Genomic DNA, 25,496 nt, shown 5'->3' with positions numbered 1-25,496 from the left:
AAGGCACAAAGGTAATAAGAATATCAGTTGTTTTTCACACATTAAATACTATTTTGTCTTTTATACATTATTCGAACCAAAAGATTCTATATTTGGCACAAATCATTTCACAATGAACCATGGGTTATGCAAATCTTCTTTATTATAATGTATAGGAGTCTTTTCATCCAGTAAATAAATATTACAACCGGCAGCTATAGCAATTGCATGCCCTGCTGCTGTATCCCACTCCATCGTAGGTGCAAAACGAGGATACACATCTGCCGAACCTTCAGCAACCAGACAGATTTTAAGACTACTTCCACTACTGATTAAAGTAACCGGCTTGCCTTGTTTACGAAGGTTTTCAATATAATTAGTCGTTTCTTCAGACTGATGTGAACGCGAGGCGACAACTACTACTCCTTGATGGCCAATAGAAACAGGTAAACGAATTGCATTCTGTTTCAGTTCATCCATAGAGGGTTGGTTACTGCTATCTACATCTGTTAATTTATAAGCTGCATCCGCAGCAAAATATAATTCTTTTCGTGCAGGCACATAAATGACACCCAATACAGGTATGCCTTTTGAGACTAAAGCTATGTTAACTGTAAATTCACCGTTCCTTTTAATGAATTCTTTCGTTCCATCCAAAGGATCAACAATCCAAAAAATATCCCACTTGGAACGTTCCTCATAAGATATTTCAGCACCCTCCTCACTTAAAACAGGAAATGGCGTTACTGATAACGCATTCGAAATTAAACGGTGAGCCGCTTTATCTGCAATAGTAAGAGGCGAATTATCCGCCTTTCGTTCAATCCCAAAATCAGATTTCGGATCAGTATATATATCCATTATAGATTTTCCGGCATCCAAAGCTGCACGTATAGCGATATATAAATAATTGGAATAGTTCATCATCACTTGTATTCTTTAGGTTGTTAATGCACAAATGTAAAACTTTTTATGAGAATAAAAAAGGCCGGCGGATTATATTCAAGACTATAAAGGCCGGTAAAGTATAAAAAAAACATCACGATCTTTTATAAAAATCATCGGGATCATTTCAAAAAATCATCACGATGATCCAAACAGTTACCTTACATAATTTTGAAACAATTTAGTCTTGTATATAATTTTTTATCGTAAATTTGCATCGATCCTCACTATATGCAAACAAAAGAGGATTCATTACAACAAACCAATTTTACAGGTAATGGAAAGAGACAAAATCATTTTCGACATCATTGAAAAGGAACATCAACGTCAATTAAAAGGCATTGAGTTGATCGCTTCCGAAAACTTTGTAAGCAACCAGGTTATGGAAGCCATGGGAAGCTGCTTAACCAACAAATATGCAGAAGGTTATCCTGGCAAGCGTTATTATGGAGGATGTGAAGTAGTTGACCAAAGCGAAACAATCGCCATTGAAAGATTAAAAAAGATCTTCAATGCAGAATGGGCAAATGTACAACCTCATTCCGGAGCACAAGCCAATGCTGCCGTATTTTTTGCAGTATTAAATCCAGGAGATACATTTTTAGGATTAAATTTAGCACACGGAGGCCACCTTTCTCACGGTTCTCCCGTAAATAGTTCAGGTGTATTATACCACGCTACAGAATATAATGTAAAAGAAGATACCGGACGTGTAGACTACGACCAGATGGAAGAAGTTGCATTACGCGAAAAGCCCAAATTGATCGTCGGTGGCGGTTCGGCCTACTCTCGTGACTGGGACTACAAACGTATGCGCGAAATTGCCGATAAAGTCGGTGCTTTATTAATGATCGACATGGCACACCCTGCAGGTCTGATTGCAGCAGGCTTGTTGAACAACCCGCTGGAATATGCACATATTGTAACTTCAACAACACATAAGACTCTTCGTGGACCACGCGGCGGCATTATCCTGCTAGGTAAAGACTTTGAGAATCCTTGGGGTAAGAAAACACCAAAAGGTGAAACCAAAATGATGTCTCAACTATTAGATTCAGCTGTATTCCCCGGAATACAAGGAGGTCCGCTAGAACACGTTATTGCAGCAAAAGCAGTAGCATTCGGCGAAGCTCTCGAACCGGAATATAAGACATATCAAACTCAGGTTAAACTGAATGCAGCAGCAATGGCTAAAGCTTTTACCGACAAAGGTTATAAAATTATATCCGGTGGCACAGACAACCACAGTATGTTGATTGACCTGCGTACAAAATTCCCTGATCTAACCGGGAAAGTAGCAGAAAAAGCTTTAGTTGCTGCAGATATTACAGTCAACAAGAATATGGTTCCTTTCGACAGCCGTTCTCCTTTCCAGACCTCAGGTATCCGCGTTGGCACACCGGCAATCACAACCCGTGGTGCAAAAGAACCGTTAATGGCTGAAATCGTAGAACTGATGGATACTGTACTTTCCGCTCCCGAATGCGACAAAACTATCACATCTGTCCGCGAAAAGGTTAACAGTATCATGAAAGAGTATCCTATTTTTGCATGGTAATCATATCCGACAACATAGAGGGTAGGAAATGACTCCTACCCTTTCCGATAAAAAGCGGACATTTCCCGCTCCATTTTAGAAATAAACAATCCATCAACAATCATTCAAAACACATGAAAAAGCTCATTGCAACAATTTGTGCAACAAGTGCATTATGTCTTTTAGCTTCCTGTGGTGAAGAGCCAGCCAAACAGATGCCATATAACGACGGAATCAACATTATTCCGACTCCGGTAAGTCTGGTTCAAAACGAAGGAAGTTATAAGCTTAACAAAAACACGCAGATTTACGCTTCTACGCCAGAAGCTAAAACGGTAGCAGCATTTTTTGCTGCCAAAATGAATACTGCCACCGGTTATCAGGTAGCCGTAAGTGACAAAGAAGTCTCTAATGGTATTTCTTTAATTATAGATGAAAACCTGGACGTTAACGATGAAGGTTATACTTTAGATGTAACCACAGAAAATACCAACATTAAAGCTAAAACCCCGCAAGGTTTATTCTATGGTATGCAATCATTTATGCAACTATTGCCGGCTGAAATAGAAAGTCCTTCTGTTGTAAAAGGAATAGCATGGACAGCTCCAGCCGTTACCATCAAGGATGAACCTAGATTTGGCTACCGTGGAATTATGCTTGATCCGTGCCGTCATTTTATCCCTGTAGAAAATATTAAGAAACAGTTGGATGTATTGGCTCTTTTCAAAATAAACCGCATGCACTGGCATTTGACAGACGACCAAGGCTGGCGTATTGAGATCAAAAAATACCCCAAACTTACAGAAATCGGTTCTAAGCGTATTGACGGAGAAGGTACGGAATACAGCGGATTCTATACACAAGACGAAATCAAGGACATCGTTAAATATGCAGCAGACCGCTTTATAACAGTAGTTCCTGAAATTGAAATACCAGGCCACGAACTGGCTGCCATTTCTGCATATCCGGAATTATCTTGTAAAAGCGAATCAATTACTCCGCGTGTCATCTGGGGGGTCGAAGATGTTGTATTATGTGCCGGAAAAGAAGAAACATTCGAATTTTTGGAAAATGTAATTTCTGAAGTCGTTCCTTTGTTCCCTGGTGAATACTTCCATATCGGAGGCGATGAATGCCCCAAAGACAGCTGGAAAAATTGTCCTCTTTGCCAGAAACGTATTAAAGAAGAAGGTTTAAAGGGTGATGCAAAACATTCGGCCGAAGAGAAACTACAAAGCTATTTTGTTCAAAGAATGGAAAAAGTATTGGCAAAACATGGCAAAAAGATTATCGGATGGGACGAAATCCTTCAGGGAGGTTTAGCTCCTACCGCAGCTGTAATGTCATGGCGTGGAGAAGAAGGCGGCATTGACGCAGCCAGCATGGATCACGAAGTAATAATGACTCCGGGAAGCAACGGTATGTATATCGACCAATTCCAGGGAGATTCAAAGATAGAACCGGTTTCTATTGGTGGTTACGATCCGTTAAGCAAAGTGTATAGCTACAATCCAACACCTGATACATTGGTAGCCCAAGGTAAAGATAAATTCATCAAGGGTGTTCAATGTAATGTCTGGTCGGAATATATGTATAATACAGATCTTATGGAATACCGTATTTACCCGCGAATTATGGCTCTTGCTGAAATTGCGTGGACTCCAATGAATAGAAAAGACTATAAAGACTTTGAGCGCAGAATAGATAATGCCTACGTTCGTCTGGACGGGCATGATATCAACTACCATATTCCGCAGCCCGAACAGCCAAACGGTTCTTGTAATTTCGTAGCATTTACAGATTCGACAACATTGGAATTTAAGACAACCCGTCCAATAAAAATTGTTTACACAACAGATGGTTCCGAACCGACTCCCGAATCTACAATATACGAAACACCAATCTCGTTTACCGAATCAGGCGTATTGAAAATCCGTTCTGTCTTACCTTCCGGTAAAATGAGTCCGACGCGTGTCATTACTGTAGAAAAACAGGAATTAGCTCCGGCGAAAGAAATAGCACAAACTACACCAGGGTTAAAAATGGACGTTACATACGGTTATTTCCTGGAATCGTCACAATTAGCTGACGCTAAGGACTGGAAGACTTCTAATATTAAAAGCCTGAGAGAACTTACCAGCGTTGAAAAAACAGACGAATCCATGCGTGGTGTAAAACAATATGGTGCTGTTGCTACAGGATATGTAAATATTCCGGAAGACGGCGTGTACTACGTTTCTTCTAATAACGAAGAAGTTTGGATAGACAATAATTTGTTAATCAACAACCAGGGCGAAGTAAAACGTTTCTCTCGCCACGACACATCTGTTGCATTGGCAAAAGGCTTACACGAAATTAAAGTTGTATTCTTAGGACACATTATCGGTGGTTGGCCTTCTAATTGGAATGATGGCAGTATTTTGCTTCGTAAGGCGGATGCTAGCGAATTTACCCCTATTACTCCTGAAATGCTAGTGCATTAATACAAACTCCAGCTATATAGAAATCCTCCCGTATTATATGAAACATACGGGAGGATTTTTTATAATCTCTTGTAGCTTATATCAGTCTACCTCTAATTTCAACAACGTAATAGAATTAGGCGGGAATTTATAGACCATAGGCCCTCCGATAGAAAAGGAAACGCGTTTCTTAACAGGGGTAATAGCGTCCGGAACAGAAATTGTATTCATCGTCTCCGGCGAACCGGCCAGTTGAATCAGTTCAGCATTATTTTTTACGCTTATACCATTTAACTTCAGTTCGGTCTTTTCTTCATGGCGGGTAGTATTAACCACTTTCAATAAAATCGTATTCGTCTTTTTATCCAAAGTTGCGACAGAGACTAACGAAGGTAGCGGCCGTAAATTAACCTCATGTAGTAAAACATCATCCACATAGCATTTGACCTGCTCATTTTTGCAAGATAATTTAACTGTATACCAACGGTTATTTTCAAAAGCAAAGGGTTTAAGTGCAACAAGGGAATCCCTTACAGTAGCAGCTTGTTGATATAATTCAGAAACACCTGCACCGATTGTCATGCCTATATAATTACTCTTTTCATCCACCATTCCGTTATCACGTAAACGAAATTGTATTTGTCCACTACCTTTTGTCCGCTGGATAGTCGCAGAGAGTTCATAATCATGCATAGTAGAATCACCCATTAATACATAGTTCCAACGATTTGCATCAGGAACAAAAGTGCCATCATCCATTTTCCATCCGCCGGTTTGGACAACTGCGTCCGTTATTGATGTATTATTTATTTTAACATCCTTAATATCATAGCTGTTGTCAAATAGTTCAATTGCAGCTCTGCCGAATGTAATCTGAGGACGTTTATACGTATCGACCTCCGTCTTCAAAACCTCGTCTCCCTGGTTATTGGCAAATATCTGTAATAAATAATATGATGGCGAAAGTGCAATCTGTGTATTATTAAATGCAATCATTGCCGAACGGTTACGTTCAAAATTAGTATTAATAAAGACTGGCGCATAAGCCAGTCTTTTAACTATATCCGGATTACTTTCCGCCCCAATAAGAAAGCACGCCTCACCTATTGCATTCTGCAATGTACTTGTCTCTTTTTCCGATACGGAACCAAACTCTCCGATAAAAACACCTTGAGAACGACGATAGTTCTTATCCGTCTCATAGCGGTCATTATTAGAGATAAAGAAGTTTTCTGTTGAGTAAAAATGCGAGTCAACCCAATCTGCTCTATTTTTACGTGAAATAAAAGAGCTGCTTATAACAGTTATATTCGGATAAGCTTTTTTAATGGCATCACGAAACAAAGCAAAACGTTTTGCATATTCTTGCCCGTAATTTTCACTACCAATCTCTATATATTTCAAACCAAATGGCTTGGGATGGCCATTCTTGGCACGCATAGCTCCATAAGTAGAATCGGCCGGTTCATTTGCATACGCAATAGCATCCAATGCGTCCTTCACCAGTTTATCCATAGCTGTTATATCTTCATAACGGGGACGGCGGCTTTGGCTTGTCACACCGCTATTAACAACATAGACAGGTTCTGCTTCCAGATCTTCACACATTTGCAAATATTCATGAAAGCCAATGCCGTTGGTAGTGCCATAAGACCAAACACCCCAAAAGTGCTTACGTCCAGCCACATTTCCTATTGTTTCTTTCCAGACCGGATAAGTACCGGCTGTATATCCTTCAACAAAACTTCCTCCAGGAAAACGAATAAAAGCAGGATTAAGAGCTTTTACTTTTTCCATCAAATCAGCTCTCAAACCATTTGGCCTGCCATTCCAAGTCTTTTCAGGCAATAAAGAAACCATATCCAACCAAAATATGGCAGATGTATCGACAGAGATTGTCAAAACAGCATTGTCTACATCACGGTTAGCTGTAAAAGTATGATAAAATTGCTTCCATTCATAGGATGCAGGAAAACTTGCGATATCACTCAATACAGAAGCCTTTACCGAATCTTCTAATGTAACATGAACCGTCTTCGGGGTTATTGTAGCACCTTTAATAAATAACGACAAATTATATTTTTCACCTTTTCGGAGTGGTATTCCTTTATAACCTTCAGCAACAACACCACCTCTCCCCCCTTCAGCAGATGCATTTGCAGAAACCAATAATGACCTTTTATTCGCATCATTGATTAACTCTTTGCTATCCGGATATATATTTGTATTTGGAGACAGACAATGCCAGCCAGGTATAGAATCGGGTTTTATAAAAGGTAAAGTCCATCCATTAGGAGTAATTAATAAATTCCGGGAAGCATCAAAAGGGCAATTCAAAGGAGGAACTCCATCTTCAAAGCTACGGTTTTGTATCAGTTCGGCATATATTCCGCCATCTATAGCATGATTAATTTCTTCAAAAGACAGCCCGTATAATTCCTTATTTGTAGAGAGTGTTACGCTTTCTGCATCAATGGTTATAACAGACGTAATTGGCATTTCAGGCCTACATCCTGTTAAATGAAAAAAAAACAACCCACATACAAAAGGCCATATGGGCAAAAAATATAATTTTAATCTATCCATTTATTATCTCGCATATTTGATTGTACAAAACTAAATAATTATTTTTTATATATCCCATTTTTATTATCCAGTCTCATATGGGACTAAAAAAGTAATGAATTATATAGTTTTTCTAAAATAATTGCTTTACTTTTGCAGTATGACATTTAAAGATGTAAAAACGGGTACTTTGGTATTGTTGTATGAAAAAATCGATTCTTTTAGTTGATGACAAACCAGAGATTGCGAAGATCATCATGCTTTACTTATCTCTTTACGAAGTAAAATATGTTGAAAATCCGATCAAAGCAATTGCATGGTTGAAAGAGGGAAATATTCCAGATACAATCATTTCCGATCTGAATATGCCGGAGATGACAGGTGAAGACTTTTTGATATATTTAAAGTCTAATGAAATGTTTAAAGACATTCCAGTATTAATTCTATCCTCTGTTGAAAGCAGTGCAAACAGAATACGTTTATTTGAAGAAGGCGCTGAAGACTTTATTTTAAAGCCATTTAACCCGGAAGAATTACGAGTTAGAATAAAAAGAATCCTTAGATAGAGATGCATTACGTCTTTTTCGGAAATAATATACAAATTGCAGAACATTTAAAAAAAGCAATAAACAAGGATATCTCCATTTGCTCAAATAGTCTGCGGGTAAATAACTTGCTTTCTCAAACAAGCAATCAGAAAAGCAATGAGATTGAATGTTGTATATTTTTTGAAAGAAAACACACAAGTACGGATGTCCATATAATCAAACAGTTAGTACAATTATATCCCAATATTTATATTATTCTGGTAAGTTCTCCCTTACCAAAAGAAGAAAAACTACCTTATTTGAAAGCGGGTATAGATTGTATTATTTCTCAAAATATTACAAAGGAAGAAATAAACAAAATGATATCATTTGCCATAACCTATCACAACAAAACCCAGACAAATGACACTCTTGCGGAATGTGATTTAAGCACATTCAAAATGCCTCCATGGAAACGTTTTTTTGACATTATATCATCTTTATCGGCTATATTATTACTATCCCCGGTTCTTCTTGCCACAGCATTGGCTATCCGTTTGGAAAGCAAAGGACAGGTTATCTATAAAGCCAAGCGTGTAGGCAGTAATTATAAGATATTTTATTTTTACAAATTCCGCTCCATGTATGCCGACGCCGACAGACGACTGGCCGAATATAAACGGTTGAATCAGTATATGGCCGAAGATGATACAGGTTGCGCTTCAATGAATAAAAAAAACGACACTATATCTGTATCAGAATATGACCAAAGCCAAGTTGTTCTGTTTTCGGACAATCAAAAAACATCAGAAAACGAATATTTAAAAACGAAACAGACAGAGCGTTCCAACACTTTTTTCAAATTGGAAAACGATCCGCGAATAACTCATGTAGGTAAATTTATACGTAAGTATAGCATTGACGAATTGCCCCAATTATTTAATATATTAAAAGGTGATATGTCAGTTGTAGGGAATCGTCCGCTACCTTTATACGAAGCCGAATTACTTACTAGTGACGAATACATACAGAGATTCATGGCTCCGGCCGGATTAACCGGATTGTGGCAAGTAGAGAAACGTGGAGATGCCGGAAAAATGTCTGCAGAAGAAAGGAAACAATTAGATATAAAATATGCCAAATCGTTCTCTTTCATTTTGGATATGACAATTATTTTCAAGACATTTACGGCATTCATCCAAAAGGAGAATGTATAAGATAAATTATATAATACATTGGTCTATGAAAAAATTTCTAGTCATAATTATACTATTCACTCCTGTTTTAGTTTTTGCCCAAAAGCAGAAAAAAACTTATTTCGATAAGGCAACAGAAGTAAGAGTTCGTTCGGGAAGCGACTCTATCCAAGCTATGCTGGATGATTACGAACGCATACAGTTACCTTCATTGTCTGTATTTTTACAATCAGTTTATGATCACCCTTCTATTAAAATATTCGAAGCAAAACGTGAAGAAGCTGATGCAGAGATGAAAGTAACTAAAAGAGAATGGCTTAACTATTTCCGTATATATGGACAATATCAATATGGCAGCATTGTTTCACTTTCCACGACATCGACAACAGATGAAAATCCTTTTCTAACCAGTATAGGAAACAACCAACATACCTATAACGGAGGTATTTCAGTAAGCATACCGTTCGGTAATTTATTTGGGCAAAAACAAAAAACAAGAGCTACAAGGGCAAAACTCCGCCAGTTGGATTATGAATATGAAATATCAATTGAAGAACGTAAGCTCAAAATACTTGAAGCATACAATAATGTTTTACAAGAATTAGCTACATTAAAAGCTAAATCTGATGCTGCAGCTTTATATAACGCTCAGATGAAAATATCCGAACAAGACTTTATCAATGGAAAAATTGACATCATTGCCTTGTCTATGGAAAGAAGCCGCCGATCTAACGCTGTTATTACCTACCAGGAAGGCAGAGCCACATTGCATAATGCTGTTACTTTATTAGAGATGCTCACAAATGTCAAAATCATCAACAGGTAATGGATATAACACTCTATATATCACGTTTTTTATATAGAATCCGATACCAGTTAATATTCGGGACATCCATTATTACAGCCCTTGTGATCTATTTTTCACAATTTTTAGGAAAGACTTATACTGTGAGTACCAGCATTTATACCGGTATCACTTCGCAGTCCGGATTAAGTGATGAGTCCAGGCCTGATTGGCAATCTATCAATAACACATTCGACAACATTGTGAACTTAACTAAATCCAAAGGTTCACAAGAAAAAGTATCATTGAAATTAGTAGCCATAGATTTAATTCAGGGAAACCCTTTGGAGGACAATATCTATATCACAGCAAAGAATTACAAAGAATTACTTGCTATTACTCCCAAGGAAATAATAAAGTTAGTAGATAAAAATTCTTTCGAAAAAACTGTCGCAAATTTCAATCAATATAAAGAAGACGATCCCCGGGGATTTTTTTATATACTATTCAATGGGAATAATCCTTTTTACAGCAGTGATGCACTGTCTAAAATTTCAATTGTACGTATGGGAAATAGTGATTTGATTAATATTTCCTATCAATCTCCAGACCCAGGTATTGCATTAAGTACGGTTAAACTAACAAGTGAGGAATTACGTAATTCTTACAGTGCTCTACGTTATAAAACAGTGAACGATATTGTAAAGTATTACGAAGATGAATTAAAAAGATTAAGAACTCAATTAACGAACCTGGAAGACAAACTTACTCAATACAATATAGAAAATAGTGTCATCAATTATTTGGAACAAACAAAAGCCATTGCCATTTCATTTACAGATTACGAAAACCGTTATGAAGAAACAAAAAGGGCATACGAAAGTGCGACTAAAATACTAGAAGAGCTAAATCAATACATGGATATAAGAACAAAGCTTGTTTCTGTTAATGATGACTTTATAAAAACACTTGAACAAATTTCCACCATCAACGGGAAGATAACTGAAATAGAAATTTTCACATCTGAAGATAAACAAGATGCCGACGATGATTTAAAAAGATATAAAGAAGAACTAAAAAATGCAGAACAAAAGATTGCCGTATTGACAAATCAGATAAACAGTTACAAAGAAAGCAAAGAAGGTGTTGCCATTGACAATCTCGTTAATGAATGGCTGCAACAAACACTGATTCGTGCCAAAGCTCAGGCTGATCTAAAAATATTGGACGAACGCAAACAAGAATTTAAGGAGCAATATCAGACCTACTCTCCTGTAGGAACACAAATTAACCGGCAAGAAAGGGAAATTAAATTAGTTGAAGCATCTTATCAAGAGGTATTACATGCTTTGAATATGGCAAAAATGAAACAAAAAGACTTGTTATTGACTAGTTCAAATCTGAATACTATTACAGAACCTGTTTTTCCATTAACAAGTGATAAAAGTAAACGAATGCTACTTATTATAGCTGCATTCCTTACTTCCATGATATTTATTATCGGGTTCAATTTAGTTGTTGAGCTTCTAGATCGCACGCTCCGGGATGCAGAACGTACCCGTCGCCTTACCCATCTTCCTATATTAGGGGCTTTTACAGGAAATGCCCAATTACGATATAGAGGTTTTATAAAAATGTGCAATCGTATTTCTGCATCATATCTTTGTAATCGTTTGAATCAATATTTAAGAAAAGACAAAACCCTCGTTATTAATCTTCTTAGTATTGAACCAAAGGAAGGAAAAAGTTTTATAGCCAAATATATAAAATCCCAATGGGAAGAACAGGGTTTGGAAGTACTCTATCTTGTAGCAGGAAAAGATTTTCCAATTACTGCATCTTTTATTACGGCAAGTGAATTTAATATACTCTACAAAACCCATAAAAAGCCAGACATTCTTTTATTGGAATATCCGGCAGTCCAAAAAGAGAGTTTGCCTGTTGTCCTCTTAGAAAAATCCGATGTAACTATTTTAGTTGCCAACGCACGTAGAGTTTGGAAATATAGTGATGATGAATATGTGAACCACCTGAAAGGCATAATAAAAGATGTACCATTATATATTTATCTGAATAATGCCTCACGTGAAGCGGTAGAAGATTTCTTCGGACAGCTTCCCCCGGTCAGTTCTATGAGATCCATTGCCAACAGAATGATGTATATGGGACTTACAGCAAAAGATTCTGCCATAAAAAAATAACTTTACATGAAGCCATGTGATAATACATATATCAGGAATCAAATTCCCATCAATCTGTTGTATATTCTATTCGCAATAGGGTTGGGAGGAATTGGCGTGGCTTTAATATTCAACAATTTAGGACTTGGCATTACAATTGCAGCTATTCCATTAATATGTATATTAAGTATATACATACTACAAATTCCGACAGTACTTCTGTTCGTTATTTTTACCGTTAACTATTTTATAATGGGTATTACCCGATATGTTAATATAGAAGGAATAAGTGTGCTGATGGATATATTATATGCGCTTGCTATAATTCTGATATTTATGCATAGCACCCTTTTACATGATATAGAATGGAAAAGAGCTATTAATATATTAACTATTAGTTCTTTCATCTGGGTGGTTTATTGTATTCTTGAATTAGTAAATCCTTCTGCTGTATTCCAGGGGTGGCTTTTATCCCGGAATCTGATAATTAATGGTCTCATAATCTCGGTTTTGACATCTCTGTTATGTACGCGTTATAAAACCATTCAAGCATTATTAATTATCTTCTCCCTTTTTACTATTATTGCAGTTATAAAAGCTATAATTCAAAAATTTATAGGATTTGATCTTTATGAACGTATCTGGCTAATTGATGATACAACCCATTTACTCAGCACAGGAACCCGTTATTTTTCATTTTTTACTGACGCTAGTAACTTTGGTGCAAACATGGGATGCGCCGGGATACTTTTTGGTATATCAGCTTTTTACATACGAACAAAATGGCTGAAAATATATTATTTGATCGTTTCAATATTAGCGATATATGCCATGTTTTTGAGCGGAACCAGAGGTGCGATGATTGTCCCCATTGCAGGATTAGCTCTTTTTATCCTGATTAGTAAAAATGCAAAAGCCATTATAACAAGTGGTAGCACGTTGGTTTTTATTTATATATTCTTTGCTTTCACTACAATTGGCCAGGGCAACACTATGATCCGGCGTATGCGTACAGCATTTACCCCGACAAAAGATGCCTCATTCAATGTACGTAAAGAGAATCAGCGCAAATTGGGTACATATCTTAAACATAAACCATTTGGTGAAGGACTGGGATTATCCGGAGACGGACTAGGTTGGAAAATCTCCCGCAGATTTACAACTTCTATCCCTACAGATTCATGGTATGTAAAAATATGGGTAGAAACAGGTGTCGTTGGATTAGTTATTTATCTTGGCATGATTTTTATCAGCATAGGAAGAGGTGCCTGGATTTTAGCCTATAAAATACGAGATCCTGAATTAAAAGGACAATTGACAGGATGGCTGTGTGGTATATTTGGCATGTTCATTAGTGCTTACGGCAATTCTTTTTGGGGACAATTTCCCACTATGATAATTGCTTTTATGGGTTTAACTATTGTACTAAATGCTAAATATTTTGATAACGAAATAAATTGTTCATCGTCTACGATAAATACAAGTAAATAAAACTATGGTAGAACAAATTTTCAATATAGGACATAATTGGCTTGAAAAACAAGAATATATTTTTCAATTAGTTGATGCAATCATATTTTTGTTTTTCTTTATTTTCGTTTTATATCTATTTGTTTTTGCATTCAATTCAACAAGAAAAGCTCCGTATACTTTTCCCAAAGCTTCTAAAAAATATCGTTATGCCATATTATTCCCGGCCTATATGGAAGATGAAGTAATTATTGATTCTGTTCGTTCTTTTTTAAACCAAGACTATCCGCGTGATCTTTATGAGATAATTGTAATTTCAAACATGATGAGTGATCAAACAAATCTGCAATTACAAAACCTAAACGTCAAAGTCATCAAAATGAACGAACAAAAAAGTTTCAAAGTCCGTGCATTGCGAGAGGCTGTTAAGTATATGGAATCTCAATCATTATATTACGATAATATTGTTATATTAGATGCTGACAATGTTGTCAAGCCCGATTATTTAGACAAAATAAATGATGCGTTTTATTGTGGTTGTTCAGCAATTCAAACTCACAGAATTGCCAAAAACAGGGATACCAACACTGCAGTTCTTGATGCTGTCAGTGAAGAAATTAACAACTCTATTTTCCGAAAAGGACATACCCGCTTAGGGTTTTCTTCGGGTCTCAGTGGTTCCGGCATGGCTTTCGAATATGACATTTTCAAAGATATCATACAAAACATCAATGATATCGGAGAAGATAAATATATGGAACGTCGACTACTTCTCCAGAATATATATATTGAATATTTAGAAAACGTATACACATTTGACGAAAAAGTCCGGAAAAATAAAGAATTTTATAATCAACGCCAGCGTTGGCTTTCTACTCAATTCAGTAATTTATTTTCAGGACTGACGGAATTACCCTCTGCTATATTTAAAGGCTATTGGGATTATTGTGACAAAATATTCCAATGGATGATGCCTCCCCGTATTTTATTGCTAGGGTTTATCACGTTACTGGCAGTTTTTCTTACTATCGTTAACTTCACGCTAGCTCTTAAATGGTGGGGATTATTGGTCTTACTAGGCATTACTTTAAGCATAGCAATTCCAGACTATTTAGTTGATAGAAAATTAAAAAAAGCAATTCTCTGTTTACCTTTTCTTTTCATTTTAATGTTCCTGAATCTCTTCCGGTTAAAGGGAGGGAAAAACAAACACATGCATACAAAACATTCCAATTCAAATGAAAATAGCCATTGAAGCACAACGTATTTTTAGGACAAACAAACATGGTATGGATTTTGTAGCTTTGGAAAGCATAAAAGAGCTACAAAAAATAGATCATGAAAATGAATATTATATTTTCGTAAGGCCGGGAGAAGACCATTGTCTGCAAGAAACAAACAATGTACATATTATTGAAGTGAAATGTCCCTCCTACCCACTTTGGGAACAGGTTGCGCTTCCATTGGCTGTAGCTAAAATAAAACCGGATATCCTACATTGTACAAGCAACACTGCACCTATTTATTCACCCGTACCACTAATATTAACTTTACACGACATTATCTTTTTAGAGCCCCGTCAAAGCAAAAGCAGATCTTGGTACCAAAATATGGGATGGCATTATCGTAGAATAGTCGTACCGCGCATTCTTTCTAAATGTAAGAAAATCATCACAGTATCTCATTTTGAATGTGACCGAATACAAGAAGCACTTCATCTTCCCAATGAAAAAATCATGTCAATCTATAATGGATACAACCAGCATTTTTATCCAATTGCTTCACCTAAACCTATTGCACAAAAATATATCACTGCTGATAATTATATTTTTTTCTTAGGAAATACTGATCCCAAGAAAAATGTACAGCGTACTTTGCAAGCATATAGCATATATTTAAAAAAATCAAAAGTAAAACGCCCGCTATTAATCGCAGACTTAAAAGAAGATGTTCTTAATCTGATTTTAGAAGAGTTAAACATAGAAAATATAAAGCCTTACCTTTCCTGTCCCGGATACATACCAAATACAGATCTCCCCTATTTATATAGCGGAGCATTTGCCTTCTTATACACATCTTTAAGAGAAAGTTTTGGTATACCGATGTTGGAGGCTATGGCTTGCGGTACTCCAGTTATTGCAGGCAATACTTCTGCTATGCCTGAGATTGCAGGGTCTGAAGGTATTTTAGTAAATCCTTATGACGAAAATGAAATAGCCCAGAAGTTGTTAGAATTAGAAAACAACACTATCTATTACGAAGAACAAGTGCAATATGGATTACATCGGGTAAAGAAATTTTCCTGGAAAAACACCGCAGAAAGCCTTATATCTCTATACAATCAAATAATTTAATCAAATGGATCGAGAATTTCTGAAACAAAAAGTCAACAAAAATCCCCAATTAAAAGGGCTCGTTCATTTTCTAATAATGAACCAAAGGGGTTCTTGTCCCAGAAGATGGGTAAAACTACTCAATCCATTTTTATTTAAGTATGGCAAACGCTCTAAAATCAGGAGGTCTGCTATTATGAATATCAGTCCTATTAATCATTTTTCTTTGGGTGATAACAGTCTGATAGAAAATTATTCCGTTATAGATAACGGGGTGGGTGCCGTACACATAGGCAAGAACACACTCATTGGTTTACGGAACACGATCATTGGTCCTGTAAATATAGGAAATGATGTAATATTAGGACAAAATATTGTCCTGTCCGGTCTTAACCATAATTATCAAGACATAAAAACACCAATCCGAAAGCAAGGTGTTACCGTAGCTCCCATATATATTGGCGATGGGTCTTGGATCGGTGCAAACAGTATAATAACAGCAGGTGTTCATATAGGAAAGCACACTGTCATAGGTGGAGGAAGTGTTGTTACAGAATCCGTTCCTGATTATTCCATAGCAGTTGGTAATCCGGCAAAAGTTATAAAACATTATGATACAAATAAACAAGAATGGATCAAAGTACATGGATAATTTATATGTAATAATTGTAACTTATAACGGAGCTAAATGGATTCATAAATGTCTTAATAGTATATATGAATCAACCATTACATCAACAATACTAGTTGTTGATAACAACTCCAGTGATAATACGGTTCAAATCATAAAAGCAGATTATCCTTCAGTCATACTATTTGAATATCATAAAAATCTAGGTTTTGGAAAAGCCAATAATATAGGTATTGGATATGCACTCAGGCATCAAGCCGATTATGTTTACCTTTTAAATCAAGATGCTTGGGTAGAACCTGATACTTTCGATACATTGATTAAAATTCAAAAATCAAATACTCAATACGGTGTATTAAGCCCAATGCAGTTAAATGCACCGAAAGATAAATTAGACGATTATTTCGCTGCACTATCAATTGGGAAAAATAAAGACAACATTTTATCTGATATTTATTTGCAGAAATGTAAAGAAGTATACGAAGTTGATTTTGTTATGGCTGCTCATTGGCTGATTTCGAAAGAATGTCTAATGAATACAGGAGGTTTCTCTCCCGTTTTTTATCATTATGGTGAGGATAATAATTTCTTACATCGAATTCACTTCCATGGATACAAATCAGGAGTTTGCCCATATTTAATAGCAGTACACGACAGAGAAGACAGAAAAAGAAAACCAAACGAAATATTTTATTTAAAATACACCTCTGCTTTTCTGGTCGACTTCAATAATATCAATAATACATTAGCCAAAGCATTTATCAAGGCGTACGCTAATCTCATAATAGATGAAGTAACTTGCATGATAAAATATAAATCATTAAAGCCACTAATATACATATGTAAAAGCATATTCGTCTTTGCTAAAAGTCGGCATAATAGAAAAACAACTCAAAATAAAGGACCTGTTTTTTTAGAAATAACAGAATAATAAATATGACAGACACTAAAAAAGAACTTTTATCAGGTGTATTTTATACAGCTATTTCTAAATACTCGGGTATTATTATTTCCCTGGTAGTTGCTGGTATTTTAGCACGTTTAATAGCTCCTGAAAAATTCGGTGTCGTAGCAATTGCAACTGTAATAATTTCATTTTTCAATATTTTCAGTGACTTAGGAATAAGTCCGGCCATTATCCAAAACAAAGAGTTATGTAGAGAAGATTTGAACGATATCTTTTCTTTCACATTTTGGCTTGGTATCTGTATATCAATAATTTTCTTTTTATGTTCATGGCCTATTGCCTGGTTCTATCAAGATGATATATTATTAACCATTAGTCAGTTATTAACCGTAAATCTCTTTTTCGCAACTCTAAACATTGTCCCTAATGCCTTATTATATAAAGAAAAAGAATTTAAGTTCATTGCATACAGAAGTCTTTGTATACAAATAATAGGAGGAGTTGCAGCCGTCACAGCAGCCTTATTAGGAACAGGTTTATATGCATTAATAATCAACCCTATATTTTCCAGTATTTTACTATTCTTCATTTCATACAGAAAAAAGCCCTTACAATTACGGTTAACTTTAGGGATTGCTTCAATAAAAAAGATTTTCAGTTTTTCAGCATACCAGTTCATGTTCAATATAATTAATTATTTCAGCAGGAACCTTGATAAATTACTGATAGGTAAATATATGGATATGCAAGCATTAGGCTATTACGAAAAATCATACCGATTAATGATGTTACCTCTTCAGAATATCACCCATGTTATATCACCTGTAATGCACCCTATTTTCTCCAACTTTCAGAACGATTTACAAAAACTATCCGTCTCTTACGAAAAAGTGATCCATTACTTAGCTTTTATCGGATTTCCTCTCTCCGTATTATTGTGGTTTTGTGCAAAAGAAATTATCCTGCTTATTTTTGGCGAACAATGGTATCCTTCCATTGCTGTATTCCAGATACTATCGTTATCTGTTGGTATACAAATTATACTGTCGACATCAGGTTCCATATACCAAGCAGCAAACGATACTAAAAACCTTTTTATTTGCGGATTATTTTCCGCAACATTAAATGTAACCGCAATTCTGATCGGCATATTCTTATTTAAAAAATTAGAAGCAGTAGCTTGGTGCATCTGCCTTACATTTACAATAAATTTTTTTCAATGTTATATCTTAATGTATACATCTACATTAAAACGTAATATAAAATATCTATTAAAGCAACTTTGCTCTCCTGCGATATTATCAATTATCTTAATTCTGATTTTATTCCCAATACAATACGCAACCAAAGATTTTTCATTAATCGTAAGCTTAATAATAAAATCTACACTATTTATTATTTCATTTACCATATACATCCAAACAACCGGTACTTACAACATTATTAATTTTATCAAGTCAAAAATACAGAGATGAAAGCCCTATTCCTTATATTTCACGGTTTCAATCCCTCCAATGGTATTAGCAAAAAAATCCATTATCAGGTCAACGCTTTACAAATATGTGGCATTGATACCAGGCTCTGTTATTTACAAGAAGACAATGATAAAAAGCAAAGGCTTATAGATTCGACTATTTTGTGTGATTATGGAAACGGAATAAAAAGTAAAATATTAAAAAGAATAGAATATACATCAATTTTAAAATACATACAAAAAGAAAATATTGATTTTGTCTATATGCGTTCTAACCATAATGCGAATCCTTTTACATTATGGATGGCATATAAAATACGAAAAGCCGGGATAAAGATATTGATGGAAATTCCGACATATCCTTACGATCAAGAATATGCAGGTTTGCTAAAACAGCGGAAAATTTTGATCGATAAATGTTTTCGCTATCTCCTTGCAAAGCAATTATATAGAATCATTACTTTTTCAGACTATAATTCAATTTTCGGAATTCAAACTATAAAGATCTCAAATGGAATAGATTTCAGCCAAATAAAACTAAAACAAACCATCAACGATACAAATAAAGAACTCCATTTAATAGGAGTTGCAGAAATTCACTATTGGCATGGATTCGACAGATTAATTAAAAGCCTTGCCCATTATTACGAAACATTTCCCGAATATAAAGTATATTTTCATATTGTCGGTGATTTTTTTAGCGACAGAGAAAGAAATGAAATTTTACCTTTGATACAACAAAATCATTTAGAAAAATACGTTATCATCCATGGTGCGAAATACGGTAATGAATTAGACCAGCTATTTGAACATGCAGACATGGCAATAGGAAGTCTGGCAAGACACAGAAGTGGTATTACCCACATAAAAACTTTAAAAAACCGAGAGTATGCAGCCAGAGGGTTGTCATTCATTTACTCTGAGACCGATAATGATTTTGAGAATATGCCGTATATTATGAAAGTTCCGGCAGACGAGAGCTACATAAACATTTTAAATATTATCGATTTCCATAAAAAATTAGTTTTATCTCCCTCTGAAATCAGAAATTCAATTTCTTCCCTTTCATGGACTAACCAAATGAAAACTGTACTAAAAGCAATAATATAAGTAATATCAAATTATTCATTAATATACAACTCAATAAATTTTATATTTACCATAGTAACAACGACATAAACTGATAAAAATCATGAATCCAATAAATCATACTAAATCGCAAAGAAACTCTAATTTAGAATTACTTAGATTGGTCTGCATGTTTTATATAATCATACATCATTTTATTGTTCATGGGATGGAATTATACACAGTTAAATTCAATCCACAAAATACCCAGTTTTATATCTTAAATGCTTTCCTAATAATTGCCGTAAATTGTTTTGTACTAATCTCAGGATACTATGGGATAAAAGATAGCTGGCAAAAACTTATAAAGTTATATCTGACATGTATATTCTATTATGTATGTATTTACTTTTGCAAATTATACACAGAAGGATGTCATTTTAACATAAAAGAATTTATTTGTTCTTTTATGCCTTTTTCTTACTCACAATTGTGGTTTATACAAGTTTATGTATATTTATTATTATTATCTCCTATACTTAACAAAGCAATACAACACCTGTCTCAAAAAGAATATATAAAAATTTTGATTTCACTCTCCATATTAACTTTTTATTTCGGATACTTATTTAGAGGCCCAATAAACCCGAATGGATATAATATAATGAATTTCATCTATTTATATTTTATTGGCAGATATCTTTATTTATATGTAGACCTTACAAAATATTCGCCTAAAACCATACAAATAATTTCCCTATCAACTTATATTATATCATCTTTGGTAATTGCTACAATCGCATTGGGTATAGGATACCTTGACATTAACATCAAAAAAATTGAACAATTAGCCTATCCATACAATAGTCCATTTGTAATTATCTCAGCCATATCTTTCTTTTTCCTCTTTAAAAACATGAAATTTCAGAACAAAACGATTAATTGGATGGCATCATCCAGTTTAGCCATATATATATTACAAGATAACCAATATATCCGGGCTTATTGCACAAAATCTATTATTTATTTAGACACAATTATCCATAATAATATATTACTGGTATCCACTTTCATCTTATACGCACTATTGATAATACTAGCTTGCATATTGATAGATAAAGTAAGAATTGTTTTAACTCGAAAAGCAGAATTAGAAATATACAAATTAATCGAAATTGGAATGAGCTATTTTAAATCTGCCTATTTGAAATAAAAGTCTATCAAAAAATCATCTGGTTATTAAAAATAAATTATATTTGTCACAAATACAGAAATTATAAATTCGTGATAAAAATATGCCTGCTATTTTAGATTTTGGATGGAAAGATGATGCACCAGCTTTCTACCATAGATATCTATGTGACCCCATTGAAAAGATGTTACCTAAAGATGGATCTCCAATTCTCGACATTGGTTGTGGAAATGGTTATTTTGCGAATAAACTAATAGATAAAGGGTATTGTGTTTATGGCATCGATTTTTCAGAAAAAGGCATTGCTATAGCCAATAGAAAGCATCCCGGACATTTTTTTGCGAACAATATAGAGACAGATAACTTACCTGCCAAATTACAGAATATACGATTCAAAACCATTATTTCAACAGAAGTCATTGAACATCTATATAATCCGGAATCATTTGTCGTTCTGGTCCGTAATATCCTGAAAAACAACTTAGAAAAAGATGATGATGAAGGAATTTTTATTTTATCTACTCCATATCATGGCTATTTAAAAAATATCATGTTGGCATTAGCAGGAAAAATGGATTATCATTACAGCGCATTATGGGTTGGAGGGCATATTAAATTTTGGTCACGGAATACAATATCTAGACAATTATCACAAGTCGGTTTCAAAGATATAAAATTTAAAGGAGCTGGAAGATTTCCGTATCTATGGTGCCACATGATTATTCAGTGCAAAATAACTACATAAAAACGAAGAACAATTAAAATTGGTATAAGTTATTAAGTTTGAATTGAATAATTGACCAATAAAAAATCCTTTATTTTTATTGGCCGGATAGGCTTTAAATATCAACACTTTTTTCTCTATTTAAACTTCATCTTTCACTTTTTATTAAAATATTATTTTTAATTTTGCATAAAAAGCGCAATGAATTTTTTTCTCATTATAGACATCATACTTTTTACCATTGTAACGCTATTTACAGCCTACGATTTCTTTTTTACACTCGCTTCATTTATACCTAAAAAAAAGAATATTCAATCCAATATAAAACAACAAAGTTTTGCAATCATCTATGTTGCATATAAAGAAGACAAAATTATAATAGAATCTATAGAAAATTTTTTGTGTCAGGATTATCCGAAGGATAAATATCAGGTAATTGTCGTATCGGATCAAATGCAAGACTCAACAAATCAAGCATTATCACAGCTACCAATAAAACTCATTATTGCAAATTTTGAACAAAGCATGAAGCATAAATCACTTACGCTCGCTTTAGAAAACCTAAGGAATTTTGATAAGGTTATTATTATGGATGCCGACAACATTACAGACATAAATTTTCTCAGTCGTATAAATGAAGTCACACAAAACTGTAAAGCCTTACAAACACACCGGACTAAAAAGAATGATAATACGTCCATTGCTATCTGGGATGGAATAGCAGAAGAAATAAACAATACCGTTTTTCGCAAAGGACATATAAATATAGGATTATCCGCAGCACTTATTGGATCTGGTATGGTATTTGATTTTACATGGTTAAAACAAAACATGAAACAATGTTATACTTTTGCCGAAGACAAAGAATTAGAGCTTTTGTTAGCCACACAAAATGTTTTTGTAGACTATGCCAATGATATTTATGTATATGACGAAAAAACATCCCAAAAAGAAATATTAGTCCGGCAAAGATCCCGTTGGTTTCATGCTCAGATATTAGCGTTCATATCTTTGATAAAAAATTTCAATTTTAAAAAATTCAATTTCAATTATATTGATAAATGTATCCAATGGATACCATTCCCCCGACCTTTGCGATTAATATTGATTATACTACTAATTCTAATTTCCGGATTAATATCCCATTCCCTTGCAGTCAAATGGTGTTATTTAGGTATTGGAACAACTCTAACTTATTTACTAGCAATACCAAAGAGCATGTATACTAAAGATTTTATGATCAGTATATTTAAACTTCCCCTCCTATTTATCGTTTTAATAAAAAGTTATATAGCCTCCTTATATAGAGTCAGGAATAATGATATGAGATTTAATAACACACCACACAGTATCACTAAGGATGAATAACAAAGTCTCAATAATCACAGTTAATTACAATGGATTTGCCGACACATGTGAGCTTATTGAATCCTTGTTAAAGAATGAAAATCATCCGTATGAGTTAATTGTAGTCGACAATGCATCCAAACAACGTGAAGACAGGATGCTTAAAGAAAAATATCCTGCCATTGTAACTATAAGAAGCGATCAAAATTTAGGATTTGCCGGAGGAAATAATTTGGGAATAAAACAGGCAACCGGCAAATATCTATTCTTTTTAAATAATGATACAATCATATCACAGCCAGTATTATCCATTTTAATCAAACGTCTAGAAAGTGATAAAAAAATAGGATGTGTATCCCCTAAACTTGTCTGCTGGCCGGAAATTAAAAGAATCCAATATGCCGGTACAACACCAATGAGTTTAATTACTCTCAGAAATCAAGCTATCGGATATCAACAAATAGACAATGGACAATTTGACGAAGCACAGGAAACCACATTTGCACATGGTGCTGCCATGATTATCCGTTCTTCCGATATCGAAAAATATGGAATAATGCCTGAATATTATTTCCTATATTATGAAGAACTGGATTGGTGCACATATATGCATAAAGCCGGATTTAGCATCTGGTATGAACCACTGGCAAAAATCGGACATAAAGAAAGTGCCAGTGTAGGCCAGCAAAGCCCATTACAAGTATATTACCACACACGCAGCCGGTTCATCTATGCTCAAAGAACGATTGACAAAAAAACCGACAAAATAGCATCTTACATTTACCAGTCAACAATCGTTTTTCTAAAACGATTCATTACATATGTAATGAATAATAAAGTTAATCTAATTACCCCGCTAATAAAAGGGACAATGAGCGGGCTCATATTTGTAATCAAAAATAATACCTATGGAAAACTATCGGCTTATAATTGAAATACTATTCTGGTTTGCTGTTTTCCTTGTTTTTTACACATATCTGGGATATGGCATATTACTATTCATACTTGTAAAAGTAAAAGAATTATTCTACGGAAAATCAGACTCTTTCCAAGCCCCGGAAATCTTACCGGAAGTTACATTGTTCATTGCTGCATATAACGAAGAAGATATTATCCGTGATAAAATGATGAATTGTCAAGCTTTGGCATATCCAAAAGATAAACTGAAAATCATTTGGATTACTGATGGTTCAACAGACAATACGAATAACTTATTAAGTAAATATCCGGAAGTAACTACATTATATCAACCTAAACGTCAAGGAAAAACAGCTGCACTCAACCGCGGAATAAAATTCGTAACAACACCTTTTATTGTATTTACCGATGCCAATACAATGTTGAATAAAGATGCTATAACTGAAATTATCAAATGCTTTTCTAATTCAAAAGTAGGTTGTGTGGCCGGAGAAAAACGTGTTGAAATACAAGCAAAACAAGGTGCAACAGCCGGCGAAGGTATTTATTGGAAATATGAATCGACTTTAAAAGATTTGGATTTCCGGCTGTATTCGGCAGTTGGAGCTGCAGGTGAATTATTTGCAATCCGGACAAATTTATTTGAACAAATGCCGGATGATACTTTGCTTGACGATTTCATTCTGTCCCTACGAATTGCACAAAAAGGGTACAAAATTGCTTATTGCAAAAATGCCTATGCCATAGAAAGTGCATCCCTTAACATGCAGGAAGAAGAAAAGCGTAAAATGCGTATCGCTGCCGGAGGACTGCAGTCGATCTGGCGTTTACGCAGTTTATTGAATGTTTTCCGTTTCAGAACATTAAGCTTTCAATACATCAGTCATCGTGTTTTACGTTGGACAATCACTCCTCTATTTCTGTTTATACTTATACCCCTAAATCTTTTACTTATCAAAGGTTCTTTATTTTATACAGCTATATTTATTTTACAAACTCTGTTTTATATAATGGCTTATGCAGGTTATCAGTTTGAACAACGTCAATTAAGGAGTAAATCGCTCTTCATACCATATTATTTCTTATTCATGAACATTAACGTTATAAAAGGTTTTTTCTACCTCAAGAAAAACAAAGGCAATGGCGCTTGGATAAAGGCTAAGAGAAACAATTTGAAAAAATAAATACAAAATGAGAGTAAAAACATTCAAACATATCAACATATTTAATACTTTTGTGTATTGATACTTTTTGAAT

At 34.6% G+C, this 25,496-nt stretch carries 19 protein-coding genes and 1 pseudogene; 18 read left to right on the top strand and 2 right to left on the bottom strand.

All coding sequences use genetic code 11. The features are described from left to right. Positions 1 to 102: 102 nt before the first annotated feature. Positions 103 to 906 (bottom strand): 3'(2'),5'-bisphosphate nucleotidase CysQ, encoded by an 804-nt coding sequence (cysQ, locus tag C4S38_RS13965; RefSeq protein ID WP_103984203.1) that lies wholly within the window; start codon positions 904 to 906, stop codon positions 103 to 105. 295 nt (positions 907 to 1,201) lie between these two features. Here cysQ and glyA point away from each other — a divergent pair, with 295 nt between their 5' ends. Both glyA and C4S38_RS13955 read left to right on the top strand, forming a co-directional pair. After that, complete coding sequence (glyA, locus tag C4S38_RS13960) at positions 1,202 to 2,482, top strand: serine hydroxymethyltransferase (protein WP_103984202.1); 1,281 nt, start codon at positions 1,202 to 1,204, stop codon at positions 2,480 to 2,482. 113 nt (positions 2,483 to 2,595) lie between these two features. Next, positions 2,596 to 4,944: a family 20 glycosylhydrolase gene (locus C4S38_RS13955; RefSeq protein ID WP_103984201.1), complete on the top strand. Its 2,349-nt coding sequence runs from the start codon at positions 2,596 to 2,598 to the stop codon at positions 4,942 to 4,944. Positions 4,945 to 5,025: 81 nt separating this feature from the next. Here C4S38_RS13955 and C4S38_RS13950 read toward each other — a convergent pair whose 3' ends face one another. After that, entirely contained in the window at positions 5,026 to 7,422 is a 2,397-nt protein-coding gene (locus C4S38_RS13950; RefSeq protein ID WP_234999411.1) for an alpha-L-arabinofuranosidase C-terminal domain-containing protein, read from the bottom strand. A 269-nt stretch (positions 7,423 to 7,691) separates the two neighbouring features. On the opposite strand from C4S38_RS13950, the gene C4S38_RS13945 reads away from it, so the two are divergent. The 16 genes and pseudogenes from C4S38_RS13945 to C4S38_RS13870 all read left to right on the top strand — a co-directional run bounded on the left by C4S38_RS13945 (position 7,692) and on the right by C4S38_RS13870 (position 25,423). Then, complete coding sequence (locus tag C4S38_RS13945; protein WP_099465335.1) at positions 7,692 to 8,054, top strand: response regulator; 363 nt, start codon at positions 7,692 to 7,694, stop codon at positions 8,052 to 8,054. Between the two features lie 422 nt (positions 8,055 to 8,476). Continuing rightward, a pseudogene (locus tag C4S38_RS16330) lies at positions 8,477 to 9,232 on the top strand (sugar transferase); the annotation flags it as partial. A 25-nt stretch (positions 9,233 to 9,257) separates the two neighbouring features. Beyond that, positions 9,258 to 10,037 carry a TolC family protein gene (locus C4S38_RS13935; protein ID WP_103984214.1) on the top strand — a complete coding sequence of 260 codons (780 nt, stop codon included), beginning with the start codon at positions 9,258 to 9,260 and terminating at the stop codon, positions 10,035 to 10,037. Between the two features lie 221 nt (positions 10,038 to 10,258). After that, positions 10,259 to 12,196, top strand: a complete 1,938-nt coding sequence (locus C4S38_RS13930; RefSeq protein ID WP_234999408.1) for a GumC family protein — start codon at positions 10,259 to 10,261, stop codon at positions 12,194 to 12,196. A gap of 6 nt (positions 12,197 to 12,202) precedes the next feature. After that, positions 12,203 to 13,666: an O-antigen ligase family protein gene (locus C4S38_RS13925; protein ID WP_103984197.1), complete on the top strand. Its 1,464-nt coding sequence runs from the start codon at positions 12,203 to 12,205 to the stop codon at positions 13,664 to 13,666. Between the two features lie 4 nt (positions 13,667 to 13,670). Further along, positions 13,671 to 14,900 carry a glycosyltransferase gene (locus C4S38_RS13920; RefSeq protein WP_103984196.1) on the top strand — a complete coding sequence of 410 codons (1,230 nt, stop codon included), beginning with the start codon at positions 13,671 to 13,673 and terminating at the stop codon, positions 14,898 to 14,900. Continuing rightward, positions 14,884 to 15,999 carry a glycosyltransferase family 4 protein gene (locus C4S38_RS13915; RefSeq protein ID WP_103984195.1) on the top strand — a complete coding sequence of 372 codons (1,116 nt, stop codon included), beginning with the start codon at positions 14,884 to 14,886 and terminating at the stop codon, positions 15,997 to 15,999. Before C4S38_RS13920 ends, C4S38_RS13915 begins: the two co-directional genes overlap by 17 nt. Before the next feature lie 4 nt (positions 16,000 to 16,003). Then, positions 16,004 to 16,630 carry an acyltransferase gene (locus C4S38_RS13910; RefSeq protein WP_103984194.1) on the top strand — a complete coding sequence of 209 codons (627 nt, stop codon included), beginning with the start codon at positions 16,004 to 16,006 and terminating at the stop codon, positions 16,628 to 16,630. Further along, positions 16,590 to 17,540, top strand: coding sequence for a glycosyltransferase family 2 protein (locus C4S38_RS13905; RefSeq protein WP_103984193.1), 951 nt, complete (start codon positions 16,590 to 16,592; stop codon positions 17,538 to 17,540). The genes C4S38_RS13910 and C4S38_RS13905 overlap by 41 nt, the downstream gene beginning before the upstream one ends. Positions 17,541 to 17,545: 5 nt before the next feature. Beyond that, the gene (locus C4S38_RS13900; RefSeq protein WP_103984192.1) at positions 17,546 to 18,991 is read left to right on the top strand and encodes a lipopolysaccharide biosynthesis protein; all 1,446 of its coding nucleotides are present in this window, start codon (positions 17,546 to 17,548) and stop codon (positions 18,989 to 18,991) included. After that, entirely contained in the window at positions 18,988 to 20,100 is a 1,113-nt protein-coding gene (locus tag C4S38_RS13895; RefSeq protein ID WP_103984191.1) for a glycosyltransferase family protein, read from the top strand. The genes C4S38_RS13900 and C4S38_RS13895 overlap by 4 nt, the downstream gene beginning before the upstream one ends. 82 nt (positions 20,101 to 20,182) lie before the next feature. Then, complete coding sequence (locus C4S38_RS16325; RefSeq protein ID WP_103984190.1) at positions 20,183 to 21,271, top strand: acyltransferase; 1,089 nt, start codon at positions 20,183 to 20,185, stop codon at positions 21,269 to 21,271. An 82-nt stretch (positions 21,272 to 21,353) separates the two neighbouring features. Next, entirely contained in the window at positions 21,354 to 21,995 is a 642-nt protein-coding gene (locus C4S38_RS13885; RefSeq protein WP_103984189.1) for a class I SAM-dependent methyltransferase, read from the top strand. Between the two features lie 180 nt (positions 21,996 to 22,175). Then, positions 22,176 to 23,342, top strand: a complete 1,167-nt coding sequence (locus C4S38_RS13880; RefSeq protein ID WP_103984188.1) for a glycosyltransferase — start codon at positions 22,176 to 22,178, stop codon at positions 23,340 to 23,342. Further along, positions 23,335 to 24,255, top strand: a complete 921-nt coding sequence (locus C4S38_RS13875) for a glycosyltransferase family 2 protein (protein ID WP_103984187.1) — start codon at positions 23,335 to 23,337, stop codon at positions 24,253 to 24,255. Before C4S38_RS13880 ends, C4S38_RS13875 begins: the two co-directional genes overlap by 8 nt. After that, the gene (locus C4S38_RS13870; protein ID WP_103984186.1) at positions 24,230 to 25,423 is read left to right on the top strand and encodes a glycosyltransferase family 2 protein; all 1,194 of its coding nucleotides are present in this window, start codon (positions 24,230 to 24,232) and stop codon (positions 25,421 to 25,423) included. The genes C4S38_RS13875 and C4S38_RS13870 overlap by 26 nt, the downstream gene beginning before the upstream one ends. The last annotated feature ends 73 nt before the right edge of the window (positions 25,424 to 25,496 follow it).

The organism is Parabacteroides chinchillae, from assembly GCF_900108035.1.
Taxonomy (GTDB): domain Bacteria; phylum Bacteroidota; class Bacteroidia; order Bacteroidales; family Tannerellaceae; genus Parabacteroides; species Parabacteroides chinchillae.
The sequence above is the reverse complement of the archived record's forward strand: the minus strand, read 5'-3'. Positions and strand labels throughout refer to the sequence as shown.